Below are 22,983 nucleotides of genomic sequence, written 5' to 3'. Positions count from 1 at the left end.
CGGGGGTAGTGCGCGTCCGGGACCGGACGCGCGCGCACCAGGGCCAGGTAGGGCAGGATGGGACGGTGCGCGGCTGACCTGCCACTTCCCGGTGTGCCGACTCGCGAGTAGCGGCCCGGCCGTGGCACCGTCGGTCTGCACGCCGCGACAGCCTCACGACGCCCGAGAAGTTGGAGACGGATGTTCTCTCGTATTGCCATCGTCAACCGTGGGGAAGCCGCTGTTCGGCTCATCCACGCCGTGCGGGACCACAACGCCGCCGGCGGACCCCCGCTCCAGACGATTGCGCTCTTTACCGACCCCGAGCGCACCGCGATGTTCGTCCGTGAGGCAGACATCGCCCACCCCGTGGGCCCGGCCTCGGCACGGCCCTACCTTGACCTGGCGGTGCTGGAGAAGGCGCTGGTCGACACCCGCGCCGATGCGGTGTGGGTCGGCTGGGGGTTCGTGGCCGAGGACCCCGCGTTCGTGGACCTGTGTGACCGACTGGGAGTGACCTTCATCGGTCCGTCGGCCGAGGCGATGCGCAAACTCGGCGACAAGATCGGCTCCAAGCTCATCGCCGAGGAGGTGGGTGTCCCCGTCGCGCCCTGGAGTCGCGGCGGACTCGACAGCGTGGAGGACGCCGTGGCGGCAGCCGCGGAGATCGGCTACCCGCTGATGCTCAAGGCCACCGCCGGTGGTGGTGGGCGTGGCATCCGCAAGGTGACCGACGAGGCCAGCCTGCGCGAGGTCTATCAGCGCACCCGTGATGAGGCCCAGCGGGCCTTCGGCAGCGGCGTGGTCTTCCTCGAGAGCCTGGTGACCGACGCTCGGCATGTCGAGGTGCAGGTCATCGCGGACGCGCACGGCACCGCGTGGGCAATCGGGGTGCGGGACTGCACGGTGCAGCGACGCAACCAGAAGATCATCGAGGAGTCGGCCTCCCCCCTGCTGACGCCCGAGCAGGCCGCCGAGCTCAAGACGGCTGCCGAGCGCCTGGTGCTGGCGGTCGGCTACCGCGGCGCCGGCACCGTGGAGTTCCTCTACCAGCCGGCGACCCAGCAGTTTGCCTTTCTCGAGGTCAACACCCGCCTGCAGGTGGAGCACCCCATCACCGAGGCCACCACGGGAATCGACCTGGTGCGTGCCCAGCTGCACGTCGCCGCTGGGGGGCAGCTGGAGGGGGAGCGTCCCGCTGAGACCGGGCACGCCGTCGAGGCGCGGCTCAACGCCGAGGACCCCGACCGTGACTTTGCCCCGGCCCCGGGGCGGATCACCCTCCTGGAGTTCCCCACCGGACCGGGGATCCGGGTGGACACCGGCGTCGGGGAGGGAGACAGCATCCCGGCCGACTTCGACTCCATGATCGCCAAGATCATCGCGCACGGACGCGACCGTGCGGAGGCACTCGCCCGGCTGCGGCGGGCGCTCGGCGAGACGACCGTCGTCATCGAGGGAGGGGCCACGAACAAGAGTTTTGTCCTGGAGCTGCTCCAGCAGCCCGAAGTGGTCGACGGCGAGCCTGAGTGGTGCGACACCGGGTGGATCGACCGGGTGCGCGCGGAGGGACGACTGGTCACCCACGAGCACTCAGGTGTCGCGCTGGTCGCGGCGGGCATCGACGCCTATGTCGACGAGATGCAGCTCGAGGTCACCCGCCTGATGGAGACCGCCCGAGGCGGTCGGCCCCAGGTCCAGCACCAGACCGGCCGTCCGGTCGACCTCAAGCTGCGCGGCGTGCCCTACCAGGTCACGGCCGTGCAGACCGGGCCGCAGGGATTCCGGGTCACGGTGGCCGGAGCCGGGCAGGAGCAGACCGTCGACGCCGAGGTCGAGCGGCTCGGGCAGTTCCACGGTCGGCTCACCATCAACGGCCGGCGCCACCGCATCGTCAGCGCGATCCACGGACCGACGCACCTCGTCGAGGTCGATGAGGTCATCCACCGCGTCAGCCGTGACGAGGGCGGTGTGCTGCGGGCTCCCTCGCCGGCGCTGGTCGTGGCCACCCCGGTGGCGGTCGGGGACGAGGTGGCTGCTGGTGGGCAGGTGCTCGTGCTCGAGGCGATGAAGATGGAGACGGTGGTGCATGCCCCGTTCGCGGCCCGAGTGCGCGAGCTGATGGTGCGCACCGGCAGCCAGGTTGAGACCGGCGCGCCGCTGATCCGGTTGGAGCCCACGGCCGAGGCTGAGGAGGCCGCAGAGCCGGACGACGCGACGGGCCCCGACCTCGACCTTCCGGACGCTGACTGGGGCTCCCTCGAGGCGCCGGCCACGGCCGAGCTGCAGGCCCGGGCGACGATGCTGCGCGCGGCACTGGTCTCGCGTGTGCTGGGTTATGACGTGCCAGCGGGGGAGGAGGGCGGGCTGATCGCCAGCTATCTCGACGTGCGCACGGCGCTGCGCCGGGAGGGCATCGATCCCCTGGAGGGGGAGATGGCACTGCTGGCGACCTTTGCCGACCTCGCCGAGCTCAGCCGCAACAGACCGAGCGATGACGAGGACCGCACCGAGCTGCGGGTGCACAGCGCCCGCGAGCACTTCCACACCTATCTGCAGAGCCTGGACCTGGAGCGCGGCGCGCTTCCGGAGTCGTTCAGCGACCGACTGCGCACCGTCCTGGGCCACTACGGGGTCACCGAGCTCGAACGCAGCGAAGCGCTCGAGCACGCCCTGTTCCGGGTCTTCCTGGCCCAGCAGCGCTCCGCCAAAGACCTGCAGGTGGTCACCGCCCTGCTGCAGGCGTGGCTCGCCGAGCCGCCACCGCCGAACAGCGCGGCCACCCGCGCCCGGGCCATCCTGGAGCGACTAGTGCGCGCCACCCAGCTGCGCTATCCCGTCATCGGGGACATGGCCCGCAGCATCCGGTTCCGCTGGTTCGACCAGCAGATGGTCGACGCAGCACGGGCCGAGGCCCTCGACGGGCTCGCGGAGGAGGTTGCGGCGCTCGCCGAGGCGGACGAGGTCCCTGACCGCGCCGCCCGCATCGAGAAGATCGTGGCCATCCCCGTCCAGATCGCCGGCATCCTCTCCGACCGGCTGGAGCAGGGCGTCCCGCGACGTGAGCCGCTGATCGAGGCCCTGGTGGGGCGGCACTACCGCGAGTTCGACCTGCACGACGTGCAGCGCTTCTCCGCGGCAGATCGCGAGCTGGTCCGCGCCGACTACGTGCTCGACGAGCGGCCCACCCGGCTCGTCACCACCGTCGGAACCCTGGAGGAGCTGCGTGACCCCGGCTCCGCACTGGTCTCCGCCCTGACCGAGGAGGTCAGCGCCGGTCGTGAGGCAGGGGACGTGGTCCTCGACCTCTATCTGCACTGGCCGACCATGTCCGACCACTCCGACGAGGCCAGCGCCGAACTGGCCGACGTGCTCGCTGGCCTCGACTTCGCCCCGGTCTGCCGCCGTGTCGCCGTCGCGGGTTGCCCCGGTGCCGGACGTGAGGTCCACTACCTCACCTTCCGTCCCGATGGTGCCGGTGGTACGCACGAGGACACCCTCGTGCGTGGCGTCCACCCGATGGTCGGTCGCCGGCTGGACCTGTGGCGGCTGCGGGAGTTCGACATCACCCGGATCGAGGCGCCGGACGACGTCCTGCTCTATGAGTGCGTCGCGCGCAGCAACCCTGCCGACCGGCGCCTGGTGGCTCTCGCGCAGATCCGCCAGCTGTCCGTGATCCGGGACGAGCACGGCGACGTCGTGAGCATCCCGCAGGGGGAGCGAGCGGTGGAGAGCTGCCTGGAGGCGATCCGGCGGGCCCGCACCGCACGCGGTGCCGCCGGTGCACGACTGGAGACCAACCACGTGTGGGTGCAGGTCTGGCCGGTCATCGAGGCAGCCCCGCACGAGCTGGCGGCCCTGCAGGACAAGATCACCCCGCTGAGTGAGCGCGCGGGGCTGGAGGAGGTCGTCGCCCAGGGCCGGGTGGCCCGTGCCGACGGACCACCGGTCGCGGTCGCCATCCGGTTTGCCGCGAACAAGTCCGGCACGGGGGTCGCCGCCACCTTCGAGGCTCCGCCGACCGAGCTGCTCAAGCCACTGGACGACTACGCCGGCAAGGTGCTGCGCTCGAAGCGGCGCGGACTGGTCTACCCCTACGAGCTCTCGGACACGCTGACCGGTCCCGGTGGCAGCCTGGTCGAGCACGACCTGAACGAGCAGGGTCGGCTGGTCCCGGTGGACCGCGCCCCCGGCCTCAACACCGCCGCCATCATCTGTGCGGTCGTCACCACCCCCACCGAGCTGCACCCCGAGGGCATCACGCGGGTCGTGCTCAGCGGTGACCCGACCAAGGCACTGGGTGCGCTGTCCGAGCCGGAGTGCCGGCGGGTCATCGCGGCCATCGACCTCGCGGAGCAGATGAGGGTGCCGCTGGAGTGGTTTGCGCTCTCGGCCGGCGCCCGGGTCTCGATGGACTCCGGCACCGAAAACATGGACTGGGTCGCCGAGGCCCTCAAACGCATCGTGGAGTTCACCCAGGACGGTGGCGAGATCAACGTCGTCGTCGCCGGCATCAACGTCGGGGCCCAGCCCTACTGGAACGCCGAGGCCACGATGCTGATGCACACCAAGGGCATCCTGGTGATGACGCCGGACAGTGCCATGGTGCTCACCGGCAAGCAGTCCCTCGACTTCTCCGGTGGCGTCTCCGCCGAGGACAACTACGGCATCGGCGGCTATGACCGGGTGATGGGACCCAACGGGCAGGCGCAGTACTGGGCCCGCGACCTGGCCAGCGCCGTCGACACCCTGATGGCGCACTACGAGCACACCTACACGGCACCTGGTGAGGCGGGGCCGCGCCGCGTGGAGACGGGCGACCCCGCCGACCGGGACATCACGACATACCCCCACCAGCACCCGGCCGCACCGGACTTCACGACCGTGGGAGACATCTTCTCGGCCGAGAAGAACCCCGACCGCAAGAAGGCCTTCGACATCCGCACGGTCATGGCCGCCCTCGTCGACCAGGACCACCAGACGCTCGAGCGATGGGCCGGGATGGCTGACGCGGACACCGCAGTCGTGCAGGACGCCCACATCGGTGGGCACGCGGTGACCCTGCTGGGCATCGAGTCCCGGCCGGTGCCACGGCACGGCTTCCCGCCCACCGACGGCCCGGACACCTACACCGCCGGCACCCTGTTCCCCCGCTCGTCCAAGAAGGCCGCGCGGGCGATCAACGCGGCCAGCGGCAACCGCCCGGTGGTGGTCCTGGCCAACCTGTCCGGCTTTGACGGGTCACCGGACTCGATGCGTCACCTGCAGCTGGAGTACGGCGCGGAGATCGGCCGGTCGATCGTCAACTTCAAGGGCCCGATCGTGTTCTGCGTGATCTCGCGCTATCACGGTGGTGCCTTCGTGGTCTTCTCCAAGCGGCTCAACCCGCAGATGACGGTGCTGGCCGTCGAGGGCTCGTTCGCCTCGGTCCTGGGCGGGGCCCCGGCTGCCGCCGTCGTCTTTGCCGGCGAGGTGGACAAGCGTGCCGCGGCCAGCCCCGAGGTCACGGAGCTGGAGGAACGCATCGCTGACGCCCCGCGGGAGGACCAGGCCCGGCTGATGGTCGAGCTCGCCGACGTGCGGGCCGGTCTGCGGGCGGACAAGATCAGCGAGGTCGCCGCCGAGTTCGACGCGATCCACAGCATCCACCGAGCGGTGGAGGTCGGCTCGGTCGACGCGGTGATCGCGGCCGCACAGCTGCGGCCTGCGGTGATCAACGCGATCGACCACCGACGTTCACCCGCGTAGTCGCAGGCGGAACCACCTCGGGGCGGTGCGGTTCATCGGCCAGCCGAGCCCGGCGGTGGCCGCCGGTTCGGTGCCGAGCAGCTCCCACCGCGGGAAGGCGTGCTCGACATCGGCCTGAGTCACTCCCTCGAGGAGCCTGCGCAGCCGCGTGCGCCCGAACGCCAGCATCAGCAGGCGTGCACCGGGCTCAGCGGACCGCGTGACGCTCTCGCCCATCGCGGTGCGCTGCTCTCGCCCCAGCCCCTGGAAACAGCCAATGTCGAGGAAGAAGCCAAAGGTTCCCAGGTCGGCGGCGGCCAGGTCGGTGACGTCGGCCACGGCATAGGTCACGCCCACCCCGGCCTGTGCGCGGGCGGCCTCGATGGCTCTCGGCACGAGGTCAACCCCGACGGCCGTCCACCCGCGTCGGGCCAGCTCGGGGGTGTGGCGCCCGCGCCCGCACCCCAGGTCCAGCGCCCGTCCGAGTGGTTCGGGCGTCACGGCCCGCTCGCGGTCCAGCTGTGTCCCGGTGCTCGCGCGCGAGACCTCGGCATAGCGCTCCCAGGGAGTGATGCCGAGTCGGTAGAAGCGGTCATAGCGGGTCACGGGCAGCTCCGTCCACGAGGCTAGTGTGTCGCGCCTTTAATTCATTGATTAAGTCATAGAATGGGGTATGCCACGCTCCAAGGCCGTGCTGGAGCTGACCGAGGAGGAGCGCGAGCAGTTGGTGCGCTGGGCGCGGCGGCGTAAGTCCTCCCAGGCGCTGGCGTTGCGCTCACGGATCGTGCTGGCCTGCGCCACGGGCGCCTCGAACAAGGATGTCGCGGTACAGCTCGACATCTCCCAGCCCACGGTGGGCAAGTGGCGCTCGCGGTTCCTCGAGTTGCGCCTGGACGGGCTGGTTGATGACCCGCGTCCGGGCCGGCCGCCCACGGTCACCGTCGAGCAGGTCGAGGACGTGGTGGTCGCGACGCTGGAGTCCACGCCGAAGAACGCCACGCACTGGACCCGGGACAAGATGGCGCAGCGCAGCGGGCTGAGCAAGTCCACGATCGGGCGGATCTGGAAAGCCTTCGAGCTCAAGCCGCACCGTGCCGATGGGTTCAAGATGTCCAACGATCCGCTGTTCGTGGACAAGGTCTACGACGTGGTCGGACTGTACATCGACCCACCTGAGTCCGCGGTGGTGTTGTGCGTCGATGAAAAAAGTCAGGTGCAGGCGCTGGCTCGCTCCCAGCCAGCGTTCCCGATGATGCCGGGCATGCCCGAGAAGCGCACCCACGACTACGTGCGCCACGGCACCACCAGCTTGTTCGCGGCGTTCAACATCGCCGATGGCACCGTGATCTCCTCCCTGCACCGGCGCCACCGGGCATTGGAGTTCAAGAAGTTCTTGACCAAGATCGACACTGAGGTTCCCGACGACCTCGACGTGCACCTCGTCTGCGACAACTACGGCACCCATAAGCACCCCAGCATCAAGAAGTGGCTCGAGAGCCATCCGCGGTTCCACATGCACTTCACCCCGACCTACTCCTCCTGGATCAACCAGGTCGAGCGGTTCTTCGCCTACGTCACCGCAGATCTCCTGCAACGCTCCGATCACCGCAGCGTCCAAGCGCTCGAGGCCGACATCCGCAAGTGGGTCAAGGCATGGAACGAGAACCCCAAGCCGTTCATCTGGACCAAGACCGCCGAGGAGATCCTCACCTCGCTCGCGCGACTTCTAAAACGAACTAACGGCGCGGGACACTAGCGGTGAAAATCACACACGAGGTACAGTCCAGCATGACTGGACCCAGCAGTTGCACCAGAAGCCGTCGTTTGCGACGTGCTGTAGCGGTTGTCTTCGCTAGCACTACCTTGCTTCTCGCCTCTGCCCTGCCATCGAATGCCACGTACTGGTCCGCGGGTGTTGGGACGCACATATTCAACGTCCAGATCACGGGTGTCAACAGCACGTGGTATGACCACATCAAGTCGGGGGTGAATAGTTGGAATAATGTTGGCGCACCGAGACCCAAGATCACGGTACTGGACCCGACGCCATCGCGGACAGTCACAGCCGGTTCTTACACCGCCACCTGGTATGGGCACTACGATGCAGGGGGCACCCGAGCGAACCGCACTTTCACCATCAGACTGAACACTCGGACTCTCTCCCGCGACGCCGGTACCAACTTGTCCAGCTGGGCTCGCGGCACGTCTACGCATGAGTTCGGGCATGCCTTAAGCCAGGCCGACAACCCCTCGACCACTTCGCTCTCGATTATGAAGTACACCCGGGATCGAACCCGAATGTCTCCGTATGTATACGATACTGAAGGAGTGAGGGATGCTTACAATCTTTAAGCACTGCAAGATCGGCCTCCTTGGTGCGGTGACAGCAGGAATGATCGGAGTGTCTGGCTGTGGGACTGGAGATGAAGAACGCTCCGCTCCCGGCGGCGAGGTGCGGGAAGAGGTCGCAACTCACATTAGCAGCGCAGACTTCCCCTACTATGAGACCGCCGCTGACATGTATGCCTCCTCGACTACCGTCGTCACTGGCAAGATCATTGCGCAGCGAGTAGAGGTAATCGACATATCTATCCCCATGGTGACTGATGACGAAGCGGTGAATGCCCAAGCCGGGGAGCAGATTGGAAAGCCAGTGCCTGCTGATATGGTGTTCACGGTCTATACCGTACAGATCGAAGATGTCGTTAAGCGCGAACTATCAGACTTTGAACCGACCAGAGACACGATTGAGGTCAAGATTCCGGGCGGAAAGATAGACGATACTGACTTCGTTTTGCAGGGTGCCCCAAGGTTGGCGATTGACGCAGAAGAGGATTTTGTATTCTTTCTTGAGGAGTACGGGTCGGATATGCCCGCTTCGCCACTGAATAGCGACCAAGCCGTCTTGCAGTACGATGATGCAACAGGAAAAGTCAGTGCTCTAGAGGAGTCAGAGGTCTCTGCTACTTTCCTCAGGGATGTGCAGAAGTTGGCTACGGACTAGTGGGCCGCGTTTGAAGTTGCTTGACGGTTCGCTTTCTTGAGGATCTCGTCGGCGGTCTTGGTCCACACGAACGGGTGGCACCGGTCGTTCCAGCCGTCGATGAAGGCGCGGATCTTGGCGTTGAGGTCCTTGACCGAGCCGAAGGACCCGCGGTGGATGGCCTGGCGCTCGATGATGGAGAACCAGACCTCGACCAGGTTCAGCCAAGACCCGGACGTGGGGGTGTGGTGAACGTGGATACGGGGGTTCTTGGCCAGCCAGGCCCGCACCTCGGCCTTCTTGTGGGTGGCGTAGTTGTCCATCACCAGGTGCAGCTCGCCTTCGGGGTAGGCGCGGGCGACCTGTTTGAGGAAGGCCAGGAACTCCTGGTGCCGGTGGCGCGGCTTGCACGCCCCGGTGACCTTGCCCGTGGCGATCTCCAGCGCCGCGAACAGGGTCGTGGTGCCGTGCCGCTTGTAGTCATGGGTGCGCCGCTGCGGCAGGCCGGGCTGCATCGGCAGCATCGGTGCGGTCCGGTCCCAGGACTCTTGACATGGGGCGATAGTTCTTGCAGCCTCAGGGGCGGGTTTTGACCTCGTAACGCATCGTGAGGTTAGTGCCTGGGTAGGTCGTGTTCGTCGCGGTCAGGTGCTCGCACAGCTCCGCGGCAGCGGCGGTGGCCCGGGCGGTGGGTAACGGGTCGAGGCGGATCGTCAGCATCCCGTCAACGGTGGGGTCGATGTCACCGGTGCCGGTCAGGATCTGCCGGGCCAACCCGTGGGCTTCGTGGTTGGCCCTGGCGTAGGTGGTGTGGACCCGGACCCCCGGGCGATCGTCGTGGCGGTGTTGAACGCGGCAATCCTGATGCAGTGGTGCACCAGCTTCGTCTGGGTGTCCAGGACCTGCTGGCCCGGGTGTAGATCGCCCAGGCGCACCCGCACCGGCAACTCCTTGTGCGCGGCTTGTGTGGTCGTCAGTTCGGCCTCGGCGCCCCGCAGGTTCTCGGTCAGCCGGTCATGCTCCTCGTTACTGATCACCACGTCCTGGCCTGGTCGGGGTGAACGCGCGGCCAGGAGCGCGGCGTCAGTACTGGCGACGGCACGTTCGTACCGTGCCCGGGCCGCGGTCACGACTTGGTAGGCGCGTTTCTTGGCCGGGTTGGGCACCGACCGCTGCGGGTCGTCCACGGTGGAGGCGTAGGAGTCGTGGGAGTCGAGGTCGAAGTGCATCCGGGCGTACCGGAAGTAGTTTTCCTGACGCCACCTTGACCCCATCCGGTACACGACCTCGCCCGCGCTCAGGTCGGTGCGGGTGGTCAGGATGTGCAGTTGCTTGGGCACGCCTTTCTTGTCATCGATCCGGGTGATTTGCCGCATCGTGAACACCTCGTCCTCCCCGCTCTCCTCGTTCTTGGTGTCCAACGGGAGGTCGACGGTGGTGTCGGCCAAGTAACTGTTTAGGAACTAACGACGCGCCGCACTAGCGGTAGCGGGTCAGCGCCCGCAGCGCGGCGGCTCCGTAGCCGCCGCCGAACAGGATCGCGTGCACGAGGAGCGGCGCCAGCTGATACCAGGGCACGCGCTCGCGCCAGTTGTCGGCGAGCGGGCTGACCTCCTGGTAGGCGTCGAGGCACTCCGGGCCGAAGCCACCGAACAGCTGCATCATCGCCAGGTCGACCTCGGGGTGTCCCCAGAAGCAGGCCGGGTCGATGAGCCAGTTGCGACCGGTCGTGTCCACGAGCCGGTTGCCGCCCCACAGGTCCCCGTGCAGCAGGGCAGGGCTGCTGATCGGGCCGCACAGTTCCTCGGCCCGGGGTTCGAGCTCGGACAGTATGCCGGTCGCTGCCGGGTCGAGCCGGCACTCACCCACCGCGCGGGTCACCAGGGGAGCAAGGCGTCGGCGCAGGTAGAACTCCGGCCAGCTCGGCGTCGGCGTTAGGTCAACGGGGACCGAGCCGAGGTAGCCGTGGCTGTCACCTGCCAGTCCTCCGAAGCCGACGGGATCCCCGCTGGTCCCCGAGCCGTCGACCCCAGGCCCTGATCCGGCACCGTGGAGGTGAGCCAGGGACCGGCCGAGGGCGACCTCGGTCTGGCGTGCCGGCATACCGTCCTCCTCGATCCACTCGAGCACCAGGCCGCTGGAGGACTCACGCAGAACCTGCGGGACGCCCACCTCCTCGGGGCAGTGCTCGCGAAGCGCACGCAGCCCGGCAGCCTCTCGCTCAAACATGCCGGGTGAGGGTGAGGCGTGGGTCTTGGCAAAGAGCGGACCGTGCGCTGTGTCCAGGCGGTAGGCCTGTGCGATGTCACCGCCACGCACCGGTGTGGCCCGCTGCACCTGCAGGTCGGCGACCAGGTCTGCAGGCAGGCTGTCCTCCTCCATGGTGCTCCCTTCGTGGGCCTCGGCTGTCAGGACCCAGCCTGTCAGCGCGCGGCGGTCCGCGCAGTCGGAAGACGGCCAGATACCGGAAGCAGTCCGTCCGCAATCGGTCCTATCGTCGCGTTCATGGACGACAACGAGATCACGGACTGGCTCCTGGCCGGCGACCCGGCGATCCGCTGGCAGGTGCTGCGCGACCTGACTGGTGCTCCCGCTGAGGAGGTGGTGACTGAGCGTGCCCGCGTGGCCCGCGAGGGCTGGGGCCACCGGTTGCTGGGGCTGCAGGCCGACGGGCAGTGGGCCGGCGGAGCGTGCTTCCCGGGCCGGGGCTGGCGCCCACCCGGACCGGTCGTCGGCGACCCGGACGGGCAACCCTGGGTGGCGACCCTGCCGACGCTGCGGTTGCTGCGCGAGTGCGGGGTTGATCCTGCCGACCCGTCGGTGCGCGCCGCGGTGGAGGGGGTCCGGGAGCACTGCCGGTGGGAGTATGCCGGCGAGCCCTTCTTCGAGGGCGAGGTCGAGCCCTGCATCAACGGGGGCACGGTCGCGATCGGTGCCTACTTCGGGCAGGACGTCGAGGGCATCGTCACCCGTCTGCTCGGTGAGCAGCTGGAGGACGGCGGGTGGAACTGCGAGGCGGAGAACGGCTCGACGCGCTCCTCGTTTCACACCACGATCTGCGTGCTGGAGGGGCTGTTGGAGTATGAGCGGGCCGGCGGCACCCAGGACGTCTCGGCAGCGCGCCGGGCGGGGGAGGAGTATCTCCTGAGCCGTTGGCTGTTCCGCCGGGCCAGCACCGGGGAGGTGGTCGATCCGGACTGGTTGCAGTTCTCCTTCCCGACCCAGTGGCACTATGACCTGCTGCGCGGGCTCGACTACTTCCGTGCCGTAGGTGGGGCACCGGACCCGCGGCTGGCGCGGGCCGTCGAGCAGGTCCGGGAGCGACGGCAGCCCGATGGATGGTGGCTGCAGGAGAACACCCACCCCGGCCTCATCCACTTCGAGCTGGAGGACGGTGACGGTGCGCCGAGCCGGTGGAACACGCTGCGCGCGCTGCGGGCCCTGCGCTGGCACGACGCGGATCGCTCCTGACACACTGGCATCGTGGGCTGGTGGACCGAGCGCGTGGTGCCCCGGCTGACCCATGCCACCTTGGATAACCCGGTGGTGGCCGGTTATCGGGCGCGGGTGTGTGCCGGGCTGAGCGGCGATGTGGTGGAGATCGGCTTCGGCACCGGGCTGAACCTGCCTCACCTGCCGACTGCGGTGCGCTCGCTGGCAGCGGTGGAGCCATCCGATCTGGCCTGGGAGCTCGCTGCAGAGGCTGTCGCGGCCAGCCCCGTGCCGGTGACGCGCACCGATCGGCGTGCGGAGTCGCTCAGCCTGGACGACGCCAGCGTGGATGCCGTGCTGGTGACCTTCTCACTGTGCACGGTCCAGGACCCGGCCGCGGTGCTGAGGCAGGCCCGGCGGGTGCTGCGCCCCGGTGGGCGGCTGCACTTCCTGGAGCACGGGCTCTCCCCGGATGAGGAGGTGCAGCGCTGGCAGCGCCGGCTCAACCCACTGCAGGGACGTCTCGCGGGTGGTTGCCACCTGACCCGCTGGACCCCGGACCTGCTTGAAGCGGCCGGGTTCGCGGTGCCCGAGGTGGAGTCCTGGTATCTCCCCGGCCCCCACCTATCCCGCCCGTGGGGTTATGTCTGCCGAGGGCGCGCCGAGCCGCTCTCCTGAGCCAACCACCTGCGGGTGGCGTACACCACGGGGGCGCTGGAGCCGGGCAGCAGGACGGCGGGGGCCAGCGGCCACTGGGTCTGCACCTGCACCGACGGGGCGAGCCGGTAGGGGCGGGCCAGGATCAGACTGCCGAGGGTCTTGCGGAGCCGGCACATCTCCGCGCGGATCGTCACGACCCGGCCGGGGTCGGCGAAGACGGCGTCTGCCAGCTCCGTGGCGCGCAGCCCGACCTGCCCGACCCGGACCAGCGCGACCAGCAGCTCCGCGTGGCGCGGGGTGAGTCGGCGCGTCCATCGGGCCGAGCCGGCATACACCTCGATCATCGGCTCAGCAGTCAGGTCGAGCACCGCCCGGGTGGCAGGAGCCTCCTCGTGGTCCCGGCGCAGCAACCAGCCACCGGGGAGCGGGTCAAGCAGCACGTCCCCGAGGCCTGGGAGGTGGAGGCGTCCTGGTTGGGGGTTGTCGGGCAGGGAGACGATCTGGTGCCCGACCAACCCGGAGCTCGCCGCGACGTGACCGCTCGGGTCGATCACGGCCGCCGGTCCGTCGATGCCGCCCAGCAGGTGGGCGGAGGCGGTCCGCAGCTCGTCGAGGGCTTGGCGGTGCCGTTCCAGCAGCTCCAGCTCGGCCAGGCGTGCCGCGAGCGCCACGGTCGAGACGAGCACCGGATGGGTGGCGGTCCTCGGCCCGCTGATGTCCACGACCCCGAGGAGCTGCCCGGTCCAGGGGTCACGCAGCGGTGCGGCCGAGCAGCCCCAGCGGGCGTGGGACTCCACGAAGTGCTCCGAGCCCTGGATCTGGACGGGCTCCCCGAGGACCAGGGCGGTCCCGATGGCGTTGGTGCCGACATTGCCTTCCGTCCACGCCGACCCGGCCACAAAGCCCAGGTCGTCGGCCATCCGGCGGACGGGCGGGCGGCCACGACGCCACAGCACCCGCCCCTCGGCGTCGCTGACGACCAGCAGGTGGCCCGCGTCGACGACCGCCTCCAGGGAGGACTCCAGCAGCGCCAGGAGTCCCTCGAGTCCGGTGGTCGAGCGGCGGTGGTGCACCTCCGACTCCGTCAGCGGCGGGATGTCGGCGTGCCCGTGCGGGTCCACGCCGGCCGCGCTCACGCGGCGCCAGGACGCCTGGATGTCGGTGCGCCCCGGCTGCGCTGGGGTGGTGCCGGACAGGTGAGCCTCGCGGGCACGGCGGCGGGCCAGCTCGGTCGACTCCACTGGCCCTCCCAAGGATCTCGGCGGGGGCCGCCGCCAGATCGGGGTCTGCAACCTTCTGCAACCCTGTCCTCGGCGCTCCCGGCAGTGTTACCTAGGTCACGTTACCGCACCTCAAAGGAGTCAGACCGTGACCCAGACGATGGACCCCGAGCAGACGCAGGCCCAGGACCCGACGAGTCAGGACAAGGGACCGCAACAGGTCGCCGCCGAGTGGTTCGCGGCCTTTGAGGCAGCCCTTGCGGCCGAGGACGTTGCCGCCGCTGCCGACCTGTTCGCGCAGGAGAGCTACTGGCGCGACCTGATCGCGCTCTCCTGGAATATCACCACCGTCGAGCACCCCGCCGGGGTGCGTGACCTGCTGACCAACACCCTCGGCCACGCCGCCCCCAGCAGCTTTGCCACCTCCGAGCCGCCGGAGACCGCGGACGGGGTGACGACCGCCTGGTTCACCTTTGAGACCGCGGTCGGGCGCGGCCAGGGCCTGGTCCGGCTGATCACCGAGGACGACGGCACCAAGGCCTGGACCCTGCTCACCGCGCTCTCCGAGCTCAAGGGTCACGAGGAGCCGCGCGGCCACCGCCGGCCCCAGGGTGCAGAGCACGGCGCGACCAAGGACCGGGTGACCTGGTTGGAGCGTCGGCAGGCCGAGGACGCCGGCGTCGGCACCACCTCACAGCCCTACGTCCTCGTGGTCGGTGGGGGACAGGGTGGCATCGCCCTGGGCGCGCGGCTGCGCCAGCTGGGCGTCCCGTCCCTCGTCGTGGACAAGCACGCCCGGCCCGGTGACCAGTGGCGCGGCCGCTACAAGTCGCTGTGCCTGCACGACCCGGTCTGGTATGACCACCTGCCCTATCTGAAGTTCCCCGACAACTGGCCGGTCTTTGCGCCCAAGGACAAGATCGCGGACTGGCTGGAGAGCTACACCACGGTGATGGAGGTGCCCTACTGGTCGTCCACCATCGCCACGCACGCGGCATACTCCTCCGAGGACGGGGAGTGGACCGTCGAGGTTGAGCGCGACGGCACCCCGGTGACCCTGCGGCCCACCCACCTGGTCCTGGCGACCGGGATGTCGGGCAAGCCCCATGTCCCCGTGCTGCCGGGGCAGGACGTCTTCGCCGGGGAGCAGCACCACTCCTCAGCCCACCCGGGACCGGATGCCTATGCGGGCAAGAAGTGCGTGATCATCGGGTCCAACAACTCGGCCTTCGACATCTGTGGCGCGCTCTGGGAGCACGGTGCCGACGTGACGATGGTGCAGCGCTCCTCCACCCACATCGTCCGCAGTGAGACCCTCATGGAGGTCGGGCTCGGGGATCTCTACTCAGAGCGGGCGCTCGCCGCCGGAGTGACCACCGAGAAGGCCGACCTGATCTTCGCCTCGCTGCCCTACCGGATCATGCACACCTTCCAGATCCCGCTCTACGACAGGATGCGCGAGATCGACGCCGACTTCTATGCGCGTCTGGAGGCCGCCGGCTTCCAGCTCGACTTCGGAGACGACGACTCCGGGCTGTTCCTGAAGTACCTGCGGCGCGGATCCGGCTACTACATCGACGTGGGTGCGGCCGACCTGGTCGCCAACGGGCAGGTGAAGCTGGTCCAGGGGCAGGTCGACCACCTGACAGAGCGCTCCGTCGTGCTGAGCGACGGCACTGAGCTGGAGGCTGACCTGGTGGTCTATGCCACCGGCTACGGATCGATGAACGGGTGGGCCGCCGACCTGATCAGCCAGGAGGTCGCCGACACGGTCGGCAAGGTGTGGGGCCTGGGCTCGGACACCACCAAGGATCCCGGTCCGTGGGAGGGCGAGCAGCGCAACATGTGGAAGCCGACCCAGCAGGAGGCGCTGTGGTTCCACGGCGGCAACCTGCACCAGTCGCGCCACTACTCCCTCTATCTAGCGCTGCAGCTGAAGGCGCGCTTGGAGGGGCTCGACACGCCCGTCTACAACAGGGCGCCGGTGCACCACCTGCAGTGACCCGGTGCGCTGGTGCACTGTCGGTGTGATGCGTGCGCTGGTGCACCGTCGGTGTGATGCGTGCGCTGGTGCACCGTCGGCGCTGACCTGCGCCCTGGTGATCTCCGTGCTGCCGCGGCACTGCGAGACTGGCCCTGATGCGCCTGTGGAGTGAGAGCGACCTGCCGTTCGCGGCCGCCGTGCCGGCCCTGCGGGCTGCGGTGCGCGACCGCGGCGTCGCCGTTGTCCAGGCGCCGCCGGGCACCGGCAAGACCACGCTCGCGCCGCCGGCGCTGGTCGACCTGGTCCCCGGCCGTGTGATCGTGGTGCAGCCCCGCCGCATCGCGGCCCGGGCAGCGGCCCGTCGGCTGGCGACGCTGACGGGGGAGCCGCTGGGCAGATTCGCCGGGTTCACCGTGCGCGGCGAGCGAGTGGTGTCCGGCACAACGCGAGTGGAGTTCTGCACGCCGGGGATCCTGGTGCGGCGGTTGCTGTCCGACCCGGACCTGCCGGGAGTCGGCGCCGTGATCCTCGACGAGGTGCATGAGCGCGGCCTGGAGAGCGACCTGCTGGTCGGGATGGTGGCTGAGGTCCGCGCCCTGCGCGAGGACCTCGTGCTCCTGGCCATGTCCGCCACGCTCGATGCGCCACGATTCGCCGCCCTGCTGGGGGACGGCACGGCCGGCTCCGCACCGATCGTGGACTGTCCGTCGGCCCTGCACTCGTTGGACATCCGGTGGGCGCCGCCACCGGGTGCCCGCACCGATGCGAGGGGGGTTGCCGACAGTTTCCTGGAGCACGTTGCCGTCACCGTGGCCGAGGCACACTCTGGCGCAGCGTCCGCCCTCGGGCTTGCCGTCCCACCGGATGCGCTGGTGTTTGTTCCCGGCGTCCGGGAGGTGGAGCGGGTCGCACGCCGGGTGCGTCAGCTGGTGCCGGGGAGCGACGTCCTGGAGCTGCACGGACGGCTCGATGGCCGCGCGCAGGACCGGGTGACTGCGGGATCGGGGCCGGCGGACCCGCCGCGGATCGTGGTCTCGACCGCGCTCGCGGAGTCCTCGCTGACCGTGCCCGGGGTCCGCCTCGTGGTCGATGCCGGGCTGGCCCGGGAGCCTCGTCGCGATGCCGCCCGGGACATGTCCGGGCTGGTCACCGTGGCGGCCTCGCGGGACGCCGCGATCCAACGGGCTGGCCGTGCTGCCCGTCAAGGGCCGGGGGTCGCGGTCCGGTGCTATGACGAAGTCACCTTCGCGGCCATGCCGGCGCACATCACCCCTGAGGTCTCCGTGGCCGACCTGGTCGCCCCCGCGCTGACACTGGCGTGCTGGGGGTCCCCGCGGGGCGAGGGGCTGGCCCTGCCTGATGCCCTGCCCATTGGGGCCGTGGCCGACGCCGAGACGGTGCTGCGCCGCCTCGGTGCGGTCGACGAGCAGGGCCGGGGGACCCGGCTGGGGCGACGACTGGCAGAGGTGCCGGCTGATCCCCGCCTGGCACGGGCACTGCTGGACGGGGCCGACCTCGTGGGCCGGCGCACCGCTGCCGAGGTGGTGGCCGCCCTCGCTGACGACCACCGCCCGGACGGGGCAGACCTGGCCGCCCTCCTTCGTGATCTGCGCCGGGGCAGCGCACCTGCCGCGGGTCGGTGGAAGGAGGAGGTGCGGCGCCTGCAGGACCTGGTTGACCGGCATACGCGGTCGTCCGAGCGGAACGCGCGCGAGGAGGTGGGGAGGCCGCCGGGAGCGAGCACGAGGGCCGGGGACCGGTCCGGCGTGGACGTGCGTGATGCCAGTGGGCTGGTCGTCGCCCTGGCCCACCCGGACCGGGTCGCACGGCGGACCGGGGAGGTCTATCTGCTCGCCTCCGGCACCCGGGCCGCCCTCCCACCCGGAGGACTGCACGGGCACGAGTGGCTCGCCGTCGCGGAGGTGGCCAGGGTCGAGGGACGGGTGGCCGCCGGGACCGGGGCGGTGATCCGCGTCGCGGCACCGTTGAGTCGTCGGACCGCGGAGCTGGCGGGGGCAGGGTTGCTCACGCACAGCACGACAGTGACCTTCCGCGACCACCGGGTGACCGCCCGGCGAGTCCGCACCCTGGGCGCCATCGAACTCTCCTCCTCGCCGGTGCGCCCCAGCGCCACAGAGGCCCGGGCAGGCCTTGAGTCCGCGCTCGCGACCCACGGACTGGGGATCTTCACCTGGTCCCCGGCCGCCGACGCGCTCCGGCGCCGACTGGCACTGCTGCACCGGGTGCGCGGTGAGCCGTGGCCGGACATGTCCGAAGCGGCCCTGACCGCCCGGTGGCGGGAGTGGCTCGGACCGGAGATCGACGCGCTCGCCGACGGCGGTCGGACAGACCGGATCGACCTGCACGACCCGCTGCGCCGATTGCTGCCCTGGCCCGAGGCGTCCAGGCTGGGGGAGCTGGCACCGGAGCGCCTCACGGTGCCGAGCGGGCGGGACGTGCGGATCGACTATCCCGCCGTGGATGACCCGACTGGTCGCCCCGTCGTGGCGGTCAAGCTCCAGGAGTGTTTCGGGTGGGCGCAGACGCCGCAGGTGGCCGGGGTACCGGTCCTGTTCCACCTGCTCTCACCAGCTGGGCGACCGCTCGCCGTCACCGATGACCTGGCCTCGTTCTGGTCCGGTCCCTATGCCCAGGTGAGGGCCGAGATGCGGGGACGTTATCCGAAGCACCCGTGGCCGGAGGATCCGTGGACTGCCCCGGCGACAGCACGGACCCGCCGGCGGATCTAGCCCGGGCCACGGCTGCCTCGCGCTGTGACGGCCGGCGCTCCGGATGCTGGTCACTGGAGGCAGGGGATCCACCACGTCGCCGGCGCGGAAGCACTCCCGGCTCAGCGGAGCTGGAGAGCTCCTGGGCGTTCACTCCCGCCCGAGCACCGACTCCTGACTAGGCAGCTGGTCCTGACGCAGCAGGCCGACCGGGCAGGTCATGCCGTTGGGACCGTGGTTGCAGTAGCCGAAGGGGTTCTTGTGGAGGTACTGCTGGTGGAACCGCTCGGCGTAGTAGAAAGCCCCGACCTCTGACGCGGACGCCAACTCGGTGCTGATCTGGCCGTAGCCGTTGTCGGTCAGCACCTGCTGGAAGGCGTCATGGGTGGCCAGCGCTGCCGCCTCCTGCTCCTGGGTCGTCCAGTAGATCGCGGAGCGATACTGCGTGCCGCGGTCGTTGCCCTGCCGGTCCGGTGTGGTGGAGTCGTGGTTCTCCCAGAACTCCTTGAGCAGGGTCTCGGGGTCGGTCTGCGAGCGGTCATAGGCGATCAGCACCGCCTCGGTGTGCCCGGTGCGCCCGGTGCATACCTCCTCGTAGGTCGGGTTCGGCGTGCTGCCACCCATGTAGCCAGCGGCCGTCGTGATCACCCCGGGCAGTTTCCAGAAGATGCGCTCGGCGCCCCAGAAGCAGCCCATGCCGATGTAGAGGAGCTCGGCGTGGTCTCCCCACGGGCCGTGCAGCGGGGTGCCGAGCACCTCATGGGTCTTGGGGATGTCGGGCAGTGCCTCGTCGCGGCCGGGCAGTGGAGGACCTGGGATCTGGGGTGGGCTCTGACGCATGACTCCAGTATGCGCCGACCCGTCCTGATAAACACCCGCCGAGGGCTTGCGCTGCACGGCTCGTCCCGGGCCGTCCAGGGCGTGTTCTGGTCGCGACCGACCTGGTCATGTGGCAGGTTTGCGTCCCATGGACGTTGCGCTGCGGTTCGGATTGCCTGTGCTGCTGATCCTGCTGGGCGCTGCCCTTTATCTGTGGGGCCGACGCGAGCGTGCCGAGGCACTGTCGCAGATGGGCAGCAAGGGTGGCTTCGGCGGGCCGCCGGGCACTCTGGACATCGGCACCGAGGTCGGCTTCGGCGTCGAGGGCCCTGGTCCCGATCCGGCGGCTGCCCGCCCCAAGATCCTCGGCGGTCTGGTCCTCCTGGCCGTCGGCGCGCTGCTCCTGCTGATCATGGCCGTGTGGCAGCTGCTGGACTGATCTGGATCAGGGCTCGACAGGCACGTCCGCAATCGGACCCTCGGCCGGTATGTCGGCCCCTTCCTCCGTTGTGCCCGGAACCTCGGGCGGTATGTCGGCTCCTTCCTCAGGTGTGCCCGGCACCTCAGGCGGTCGGGCCGGTGGGGGCGGAGCGTCTTCCGGGACCAGGAGTTGCACGTGAGGGATGTCCCAGGCGTGCAGCGGTGTCGCCCGCACCTCCAGCGTGCTGGCCGACGCCGTCTGCAGCGCCAGTAGTGACGCCAGGCCCAGTCCTGCGGCCGACAAGAGCGAGAAGTGTCGATCACGCATGGGCCGAGACCGCCGTATCGGTGGGCTGGCCGCCCTCGGGTGATGGAGCGGACTCATCCTCGGTCTCCTGGTCCGGTTGTCCTCCGGCAGTCGGCTTTGCGGGTCGCAGGAAGACCATGACGGTGACGATGCCGCCGGCGAGCGCCGCCAGCAGCGTGGGGTCGGAGAGCTTCTGGAGGAAGGCGCCGACCTGAGGCACGGTGAACCACTCAGCACCGAGGACGTCCCACTCTGATGGTGTCCACTCGTCGACGTGGTCGTTGTTGTCGCCCTGGATCGTGAAGGCATCGGGTGTGCCGCCGATGATGCGGTGGATGATCAGCGCTCCGGCGCCGGGCTCTCCTTCGGGGACCGGGAAGGAGACGATGTCACCCTGCGCGTAGGTGTCCTGGGCACGGAGTACGACGAAGTCGCCGTCGTGGTAGGTCGGCTCCATGCTCTGGCCTGTCACGACGACGAAGGTCGCTGGGCCACCCAGAGCGACCGGGCGCAGCGTGAACGCCCACGCGACGAGGAATAGCGCGAGTAGCCCCCAGGACACGAGGCGTCGGGTCATGTTGGCTCCTTCGGGCGATTGCGGTTGCTGACGGTGGTCCGGTGGCTCCCCCCGAGGAGCCACCGGACCACCAGTTGTGGGAGGGCTCAGCCGAAGTAGACCCGGACGTCGTTGATGCTCTCCGGTGCTCGCGGGCTCGGGAACGCGAGCGTGTGCGAGGCGCCGGTGATGAGCGGCGAGTTGCCGCCACTGAGCACTGGAACGCCGTCGATCGCGACGAACACCTTGGCCCCACTGTCCCAGCAAGCCTCGGCGATGTTCTTCACCGTGACGGACCCTACGGAGTTGCTACCTGTCTCCAGGCCCCAAACGACCTCCACGGGGTTGTCGGCCTCTTGGCAGGTGACGGAATCGCCGCCAGCCTGGAGGGGCTTGGCGTTGACGGTCAAGACCGACGCGGAGGCGTAGGCCAGGCTGGCGACGGCGGCACCAGCCACGATCGCGGTTGCTACACGCTTCATAACATTCCTCTTCTCATACAGGGGGATTTCCACAGAGCCTCGGCGGGCGGATCCCCCCGAGATGCGCTCACCGTAGGAAGGGAGTGTCGCGCCGAGGTCGCGCGTGTGTCGCACATCTGTAGCGGTGAGAAGGGTGTCTACCGGTCTTGGCCTGCGGGGCAAGGAAATACGGGGAGGCGCCTCAGGCCTGCGCCTCGAGGAAATTCAGCACCTCGGTGTCATCGACCCCGGGGAAGACGCCCGGTGGCATGGCCGCGAGCAGGTGGGAGTGGACGCGGGCGCTCGGCCAGGCCATGCCCGACCAGCGCTGGGCCAGCTCGGCTGGCGGCTGGGCGCAGCAGGTCGGGTCGGGGCAACGCGACTTTGAGCGCTCGGTCGTCTCGCGTCCGCGCATCCACTTCACCTGTGCATAGGGCACCCCGACGCTGACTGAGAAGGTCCCGTTGGGCGTGCGGTCCACGACGGCCGAGCACCAGTAGGTGCCGGACCCCGTGTCGGTGTACTGCTGGTAGGCGTTGGACAGATCGGGCTGCTCGAAGACGACGCGTGCGGTCCAGTGGCGGCAGACTCGTTGTCCCTCAATCGCTCCGGTGGCATCGCTGGGGAAGCGGACCCCGTCGTTCTCGTAGGCCTTGTAGATCAGCCCCGCCTCGGAGATGCGCATGAAGTGCACTGGCAGGTCGAGGTGACGGGTCGCCAGATTGGTGAACCGGTGGGCTGCTGTCTCGTAGGACACGGCATAGGCGTCACGCAGATCCTCGATCGCGATGTCCTTGGCGGCCTTGGCGCGCGTGAGCAACTGCACGGCGCTGCTCTCCGGGATGAGAAGGGCGGCGGAGAAGTAGTTGATCTCGACTCTCTGGGAGAGGAACTCGCCATAGTCAGCGGGCACCTCATGTCCGAGGACGACGTGCCCCAGTGCCTGCAGCGCCAGGGAGCGTGAGTCGCTCTGTCCGGCATCCGGCTGGGGGAGGAAGATGCGGCGGTTGGCCAGGTCCGTCACGGACCGGGTGGAGGTGGGCAGGTCCGCGGTGTGCACGAGGTCGAAGCCGAGGTGAGCTGCCAGCTTGTTGACCGCGGTGCGGGTGATCGGGCCCCCGCGGTGGTCGATCGCCTTCAGCAGGTCACCTGCTGCCTGCTCGACCTCAGGGAAGTAGTTGTTGGCGGCGCGCATCCGATGACGCAGCTCTGCGTTGGCCCGACGAGCTTGCTCCGGTGTCGCGGCACGCTCGGCCTGCACTGCTGCGAGGGCCTCGTGCATGCCGACCAGTGCCTCGAGAGCCTCGGTGGGTAGCCGCGGCCCGATCTTGACGGCCGGCACCCCCAGCGACTCAAACGAGTCCGCACGCTGGGCCTTCTCCAGAGCGATCTCCAGGGCGGCCCGACGACTCGGCGGCCGGGCGCGCAGCAGGTCCGCGAGATCGGTGCCCAGGGCCGTCGCGAGGGCAGCGAGCGTGGAGACCTTGGCCTCGCGCTTGCCGTTCTCCAGCAGCGACAGGGCGGAGCTGGAGATGCCCGCCACTCCCGCGACGTCATCAAGGGTCCGGCCCGTGCCGCGGCGGATGTGGCGCAGCTGGCGACCGATGGTGATCGGGTCAGGGCCAGTCGCGAGATCTGTCATTGCGCCACAATAACGCAAGAAACGCAGAAATTTACAGGCATCCTGGTCGCAAAATGGGTGGAAG

18 protein-coding genes and 1 pseudogene are annotated in these 22,983 nt (G+C 69.3%); 8 read left to right on the top strand and 11 right to left on the bottom strand.

What is annotated here, in order from left to right; genetic code table 11:
• Positions 1 to 180: 180 nt before the first annotated feature.
• A complete protein-coding gene (locus FNH13_RS16495) occupies positions 181 to 5,727 on the top strand; it encodes an ATP-binding protein (protein ID WP_143784458.1) in 5,547 nt (1,848 codons plus the stop codon).
• Here the strand turns inward: FNH13_RS16495 and FNH13_RS16490 are convergent.
• Entirely contained in the window at positions 5,716 to 6,312 is a 597-nt protein-coding gene (locus FNH13_RS16490) for a class I SAM-dependent methyltransferase (protein WP_143784457.1), read from the bottom strand. The two genes, FNH13_RS16495 and FNH13_RS16490, sit on opposite strands and share 12 nt — an antisense overlap.
• Positions 6,313 to 6,379: 67 nt before the next feature.
• On the opposite strand from FNH13_RS16490, the gene FNH13_RS16485 reads away from it, so the two are divergent.
• Together FNH13_RS16485 and FNH13_RS16480 are read left to right on the top strand one after the other, a co-directional pair.
• A complete protein-coding gene (locus tag FNH13_RS16485; RefSeq protein WP_143784456.1) occupies positions 6,380 to 7,462 on the top strand; it encodes an IS630 family transposase in 1,083 nt (360 codons plus the stop codon).
• 579 nt (positions 7,463 to 8,041) lie between these two features.
• Positions 8,042 to 8,710, top strand: coding sequence for a hypothetical protein (locus tag FNH13_RS16480; protein WP_143784455.1), 669 nt, complete (start codon positions 8,042 to 8,044; stop codon positions 8,708 to 8,710).
• Here FNH13_RS16480 and FNH13_RS16475 read toward each other — a convergent pair.
• The 4 genes and pseudogenes from FNH13_RS16475 to FNH13_RS16460 form a co-directional block, all read right to left on the bottom strand.
• Positions 8,707 to 9,225, bottom strand: a pseudogene (locus FNH13_RS16475) (IS630 family transposase); the annotation flags it as partial. The gene FNH13_RS16480 and the pseudogene FNH13_RS16475 sit on opposite strands and share 4 nt — an antisense overlap.
• Before the next feature lie 40 nt (positions 9,226 to 9,265).
• Entirely contained in the window at positions 9,266 to 9,463 is a 198-nt protein-coding gene (locus tag FNH13_RS16470) for a hypothetical protein (RefSeq protein WP_143784454.1), read from the bottom strand.
• The gene (locus FNH13_RS16465; RefSeq protein ID WP_143784453.1) at positions 9,445 to 10,137 is read right to left on the bottom strand and encodes a hypothetical protein; all 693 of its coding nucleotides are present in this window, start codon (positions 10,135 to 10,137) and stop codon (positions 9,445 to 9,447) included. Before FNH13_RS16465 ends, FNH13_RS16470 begins: the two co-directional genes overlap by 19 nt.
• A gap of 31 nt (positions 10,138 to 10,168) precedes the next feature.
• On the bottom strand, positions 10,169 to 11,071 hold the full coding sequence (locus FNH13_RS16460; RefSeq protein WP_143784452.1) for a fructosamine kinase family protein: 903 nt from the start codon (positions 11,069 to 11,071) through the stop codon (positions 10,169 to 10,171).
• Positions 11,072 to 11,194: 123 nt separating this feature from the next.
• Here FNH13_RS16460 and FNH13_RS16455 point away from each other — a divergent pair, with 123 nt between their 5' ends.
• Together FNH13_RS16455 and FNH13_RS16450 are read left to right on the top strand one after the other, a co-directional pair.
• Positions 11,195 to 12,160 (top strand): hypothetical protein, encoded by a 966-nt coding sequence (locus FNH13_RS16455; RefSeq protein ID WP_143784451.1) that lies wholly within the window; start codon positions 11,195 to 11,197, stop codon positions 12,158 to 12,160.
• Positions 12,161 to 12,172: 12 nt separating this feature from the next.
• Entirely contained in the window at positions 12,173 to 12,799 is a 627-nt protein-coding gene (locus tag FNH13_RS16450) for a class I SAM-dependent methyltransferase (RefSeq protein WP_143784450.1), read from the top strand.
• On the opposite strand, the gene FNH13_RS16445 is transcribed toward FNH13_RS16450, so the two are convergent.
• Positions 12,763 to 14,022 carry a helix-turn-helix domain-containing protein gene (locus FNH13_RS16445; RefSeq protein ID WP_143784449.1) on the bottom strand — a complete coding sequence of 420 codons (1,260 nt, stop codon included), beginning with the start codon at positions 14,020 to 14,022 and terminating at the stop codon, positions 12,763 to 12,765. The two genes, FNH13_RS16450 and FNH13_RS16445, sit on opposite strands and share 37 nt — an antisense overlap.
• Positions 14,023 to 14,161: 139 nt before the next feature.
• Here FNH13_RS16445 and FNH13_RS16440 point away from each other — a divergent pair, with 139 nt between their 5' ends.
• Together FNH13_RS16440 and hrpB are read left to right on the top strand one after the other, a co-directional pair.
• Positions 14,162 to 16,003 carry a flavin-containing monooxygenase gene (locus FNH13_RS16440; protein ID WP_143785188.1) on the top strand — a complete coding sequence of 614 codons (1,842 nt, stop codon included), beginning with the start codon at positions 14,162 to 14,164 and terminating at the stop codon, positions 16,001 to 16,003.
• 137 nt (positions 16,004 to 16,140) lie between these two features.
• Positions 16,141 to 18,735 carry an ATP-dependent helicase HrpB gene (gene hrpB / locus FNH13_RS16435; RefSeq protein WP_143784448.1) on the top strand — a complete coding sequence of 865 codons (2,595 nt, stop codon included), beginning with the start codon at positions 16,141 to 16,143 and terminating at the stop codon, positions 18,733 to 18,735.
• Positions 18,736 to 18,864: 129 nt separating this feature from the next.
• Here the strand turns inward: hrpB and msrA are convergent, their stop codons facing one another.
• Positions 18,865 to 19,554, bottom strand: a complete 690-nt coding sequence (gene msrA, locus FNH13_RS16430) for a peptide-methionine (S)-S-oxide reductase MsrA (protein ID WP_143784447.1) — start codon at positions 19,552 to 19,554, stop codon at positions 18,865 to 18,867.
• Positions 19,555 to 19,681: 127 nt separating this feature from the next.
• Here msrA and FNH13_RS16425 point away from each other — a divergent pair, with 127 nt between their 5' ends.
• Complete coding sequence (locus FNH13_RS16425; RefSeq protein ID WP_143784446.1) at positions 19,682 to 19,972, top strand: hypothetical protein; 291 nt, start codon at positions 19,682 to 19,684, stop codon at positions 19,970 to 19,972.
• A gap of 6 nt (positions 19,973 to 19,978) precedes the next feature.
• On the opposite strand, the gene FNH13_RS16420 is transcribed toward FNH13_RS16425, so the two are convergent.
• The 4 genes from FNH13_RS16420 to FNH13_RS16405 form a co-directional block, all read right to left on the bottom strand.
• The gene (locus tag FNH13_RS16420) at positions 19,979 to 20,281 is read right to left on the bottom strand and encodes a hypothetical protein (RefSeq protein ID WP_143784445.1); all 303 of its coding nucleotides are present in this window, start codon (positions 20,279 to 20,281) and stop codon (positions 19,979 to 19,981) included.
• Positions 20,274 to 20,837: a signal peptidase I gene (locus FNH13_RS16415; RefSeq protein ID WP_143784444.1), complete on the bottom strand. Its 564-nt coding sequence runs from the start codon at positions 20,835 to 20,837 to the stop codon at positions 20,274 to 20,276. Before FNH13_RS16415 ends, FNH13_RS16420 begins: the two co-directional genes overlap by 8 nt.
• An 86-nt stretch (positions 20,838 to 20,923) precedes the next feature.
• Positions 20,924 to 21,298 (bottom strand): hypothetical protein, encoded by a 375-nt coding sequence (locus tag FNH13_RS16410; protein WP_143784443.1) that lies wholly within the window; start codon positions 21,296 to 21,298, stop codon positions 20,924 to 20,926.
• 181 nt (positions 21,299 to 21,479) lie between these two features.
• The gene (locus FNH13_RS16405) at positions 21,480 to 22,919 is read right to left on the bottom strand and encodes a helix-turn-helix domain-containing protein (RefSeq protein ID WP_143784442.1); all 1,440 of its coding nucleotides are present in this window, start codon (positions 22,917 to 22,919) and stop codon (positions 21,480 to 21,482) included.
• Positions 22,920 to 22,983 lie beyond the last annotated feature (64 nt).

This window comes from Ornithinimicrobium ciconiae (assembly GCF_007197575.1).
GTDB lineage: Bacteria > Actinomycetota > Actinomycetes > Actinomycetales > Dermatophilaceae > Ornithinicoccus > Ornithinicoccus ciconiae.
The sequence above is the reverse complement of the archived record's forward strand: the minus strand, read 5'-3'. Positions and strand labels throughout refer to the sequence as shown.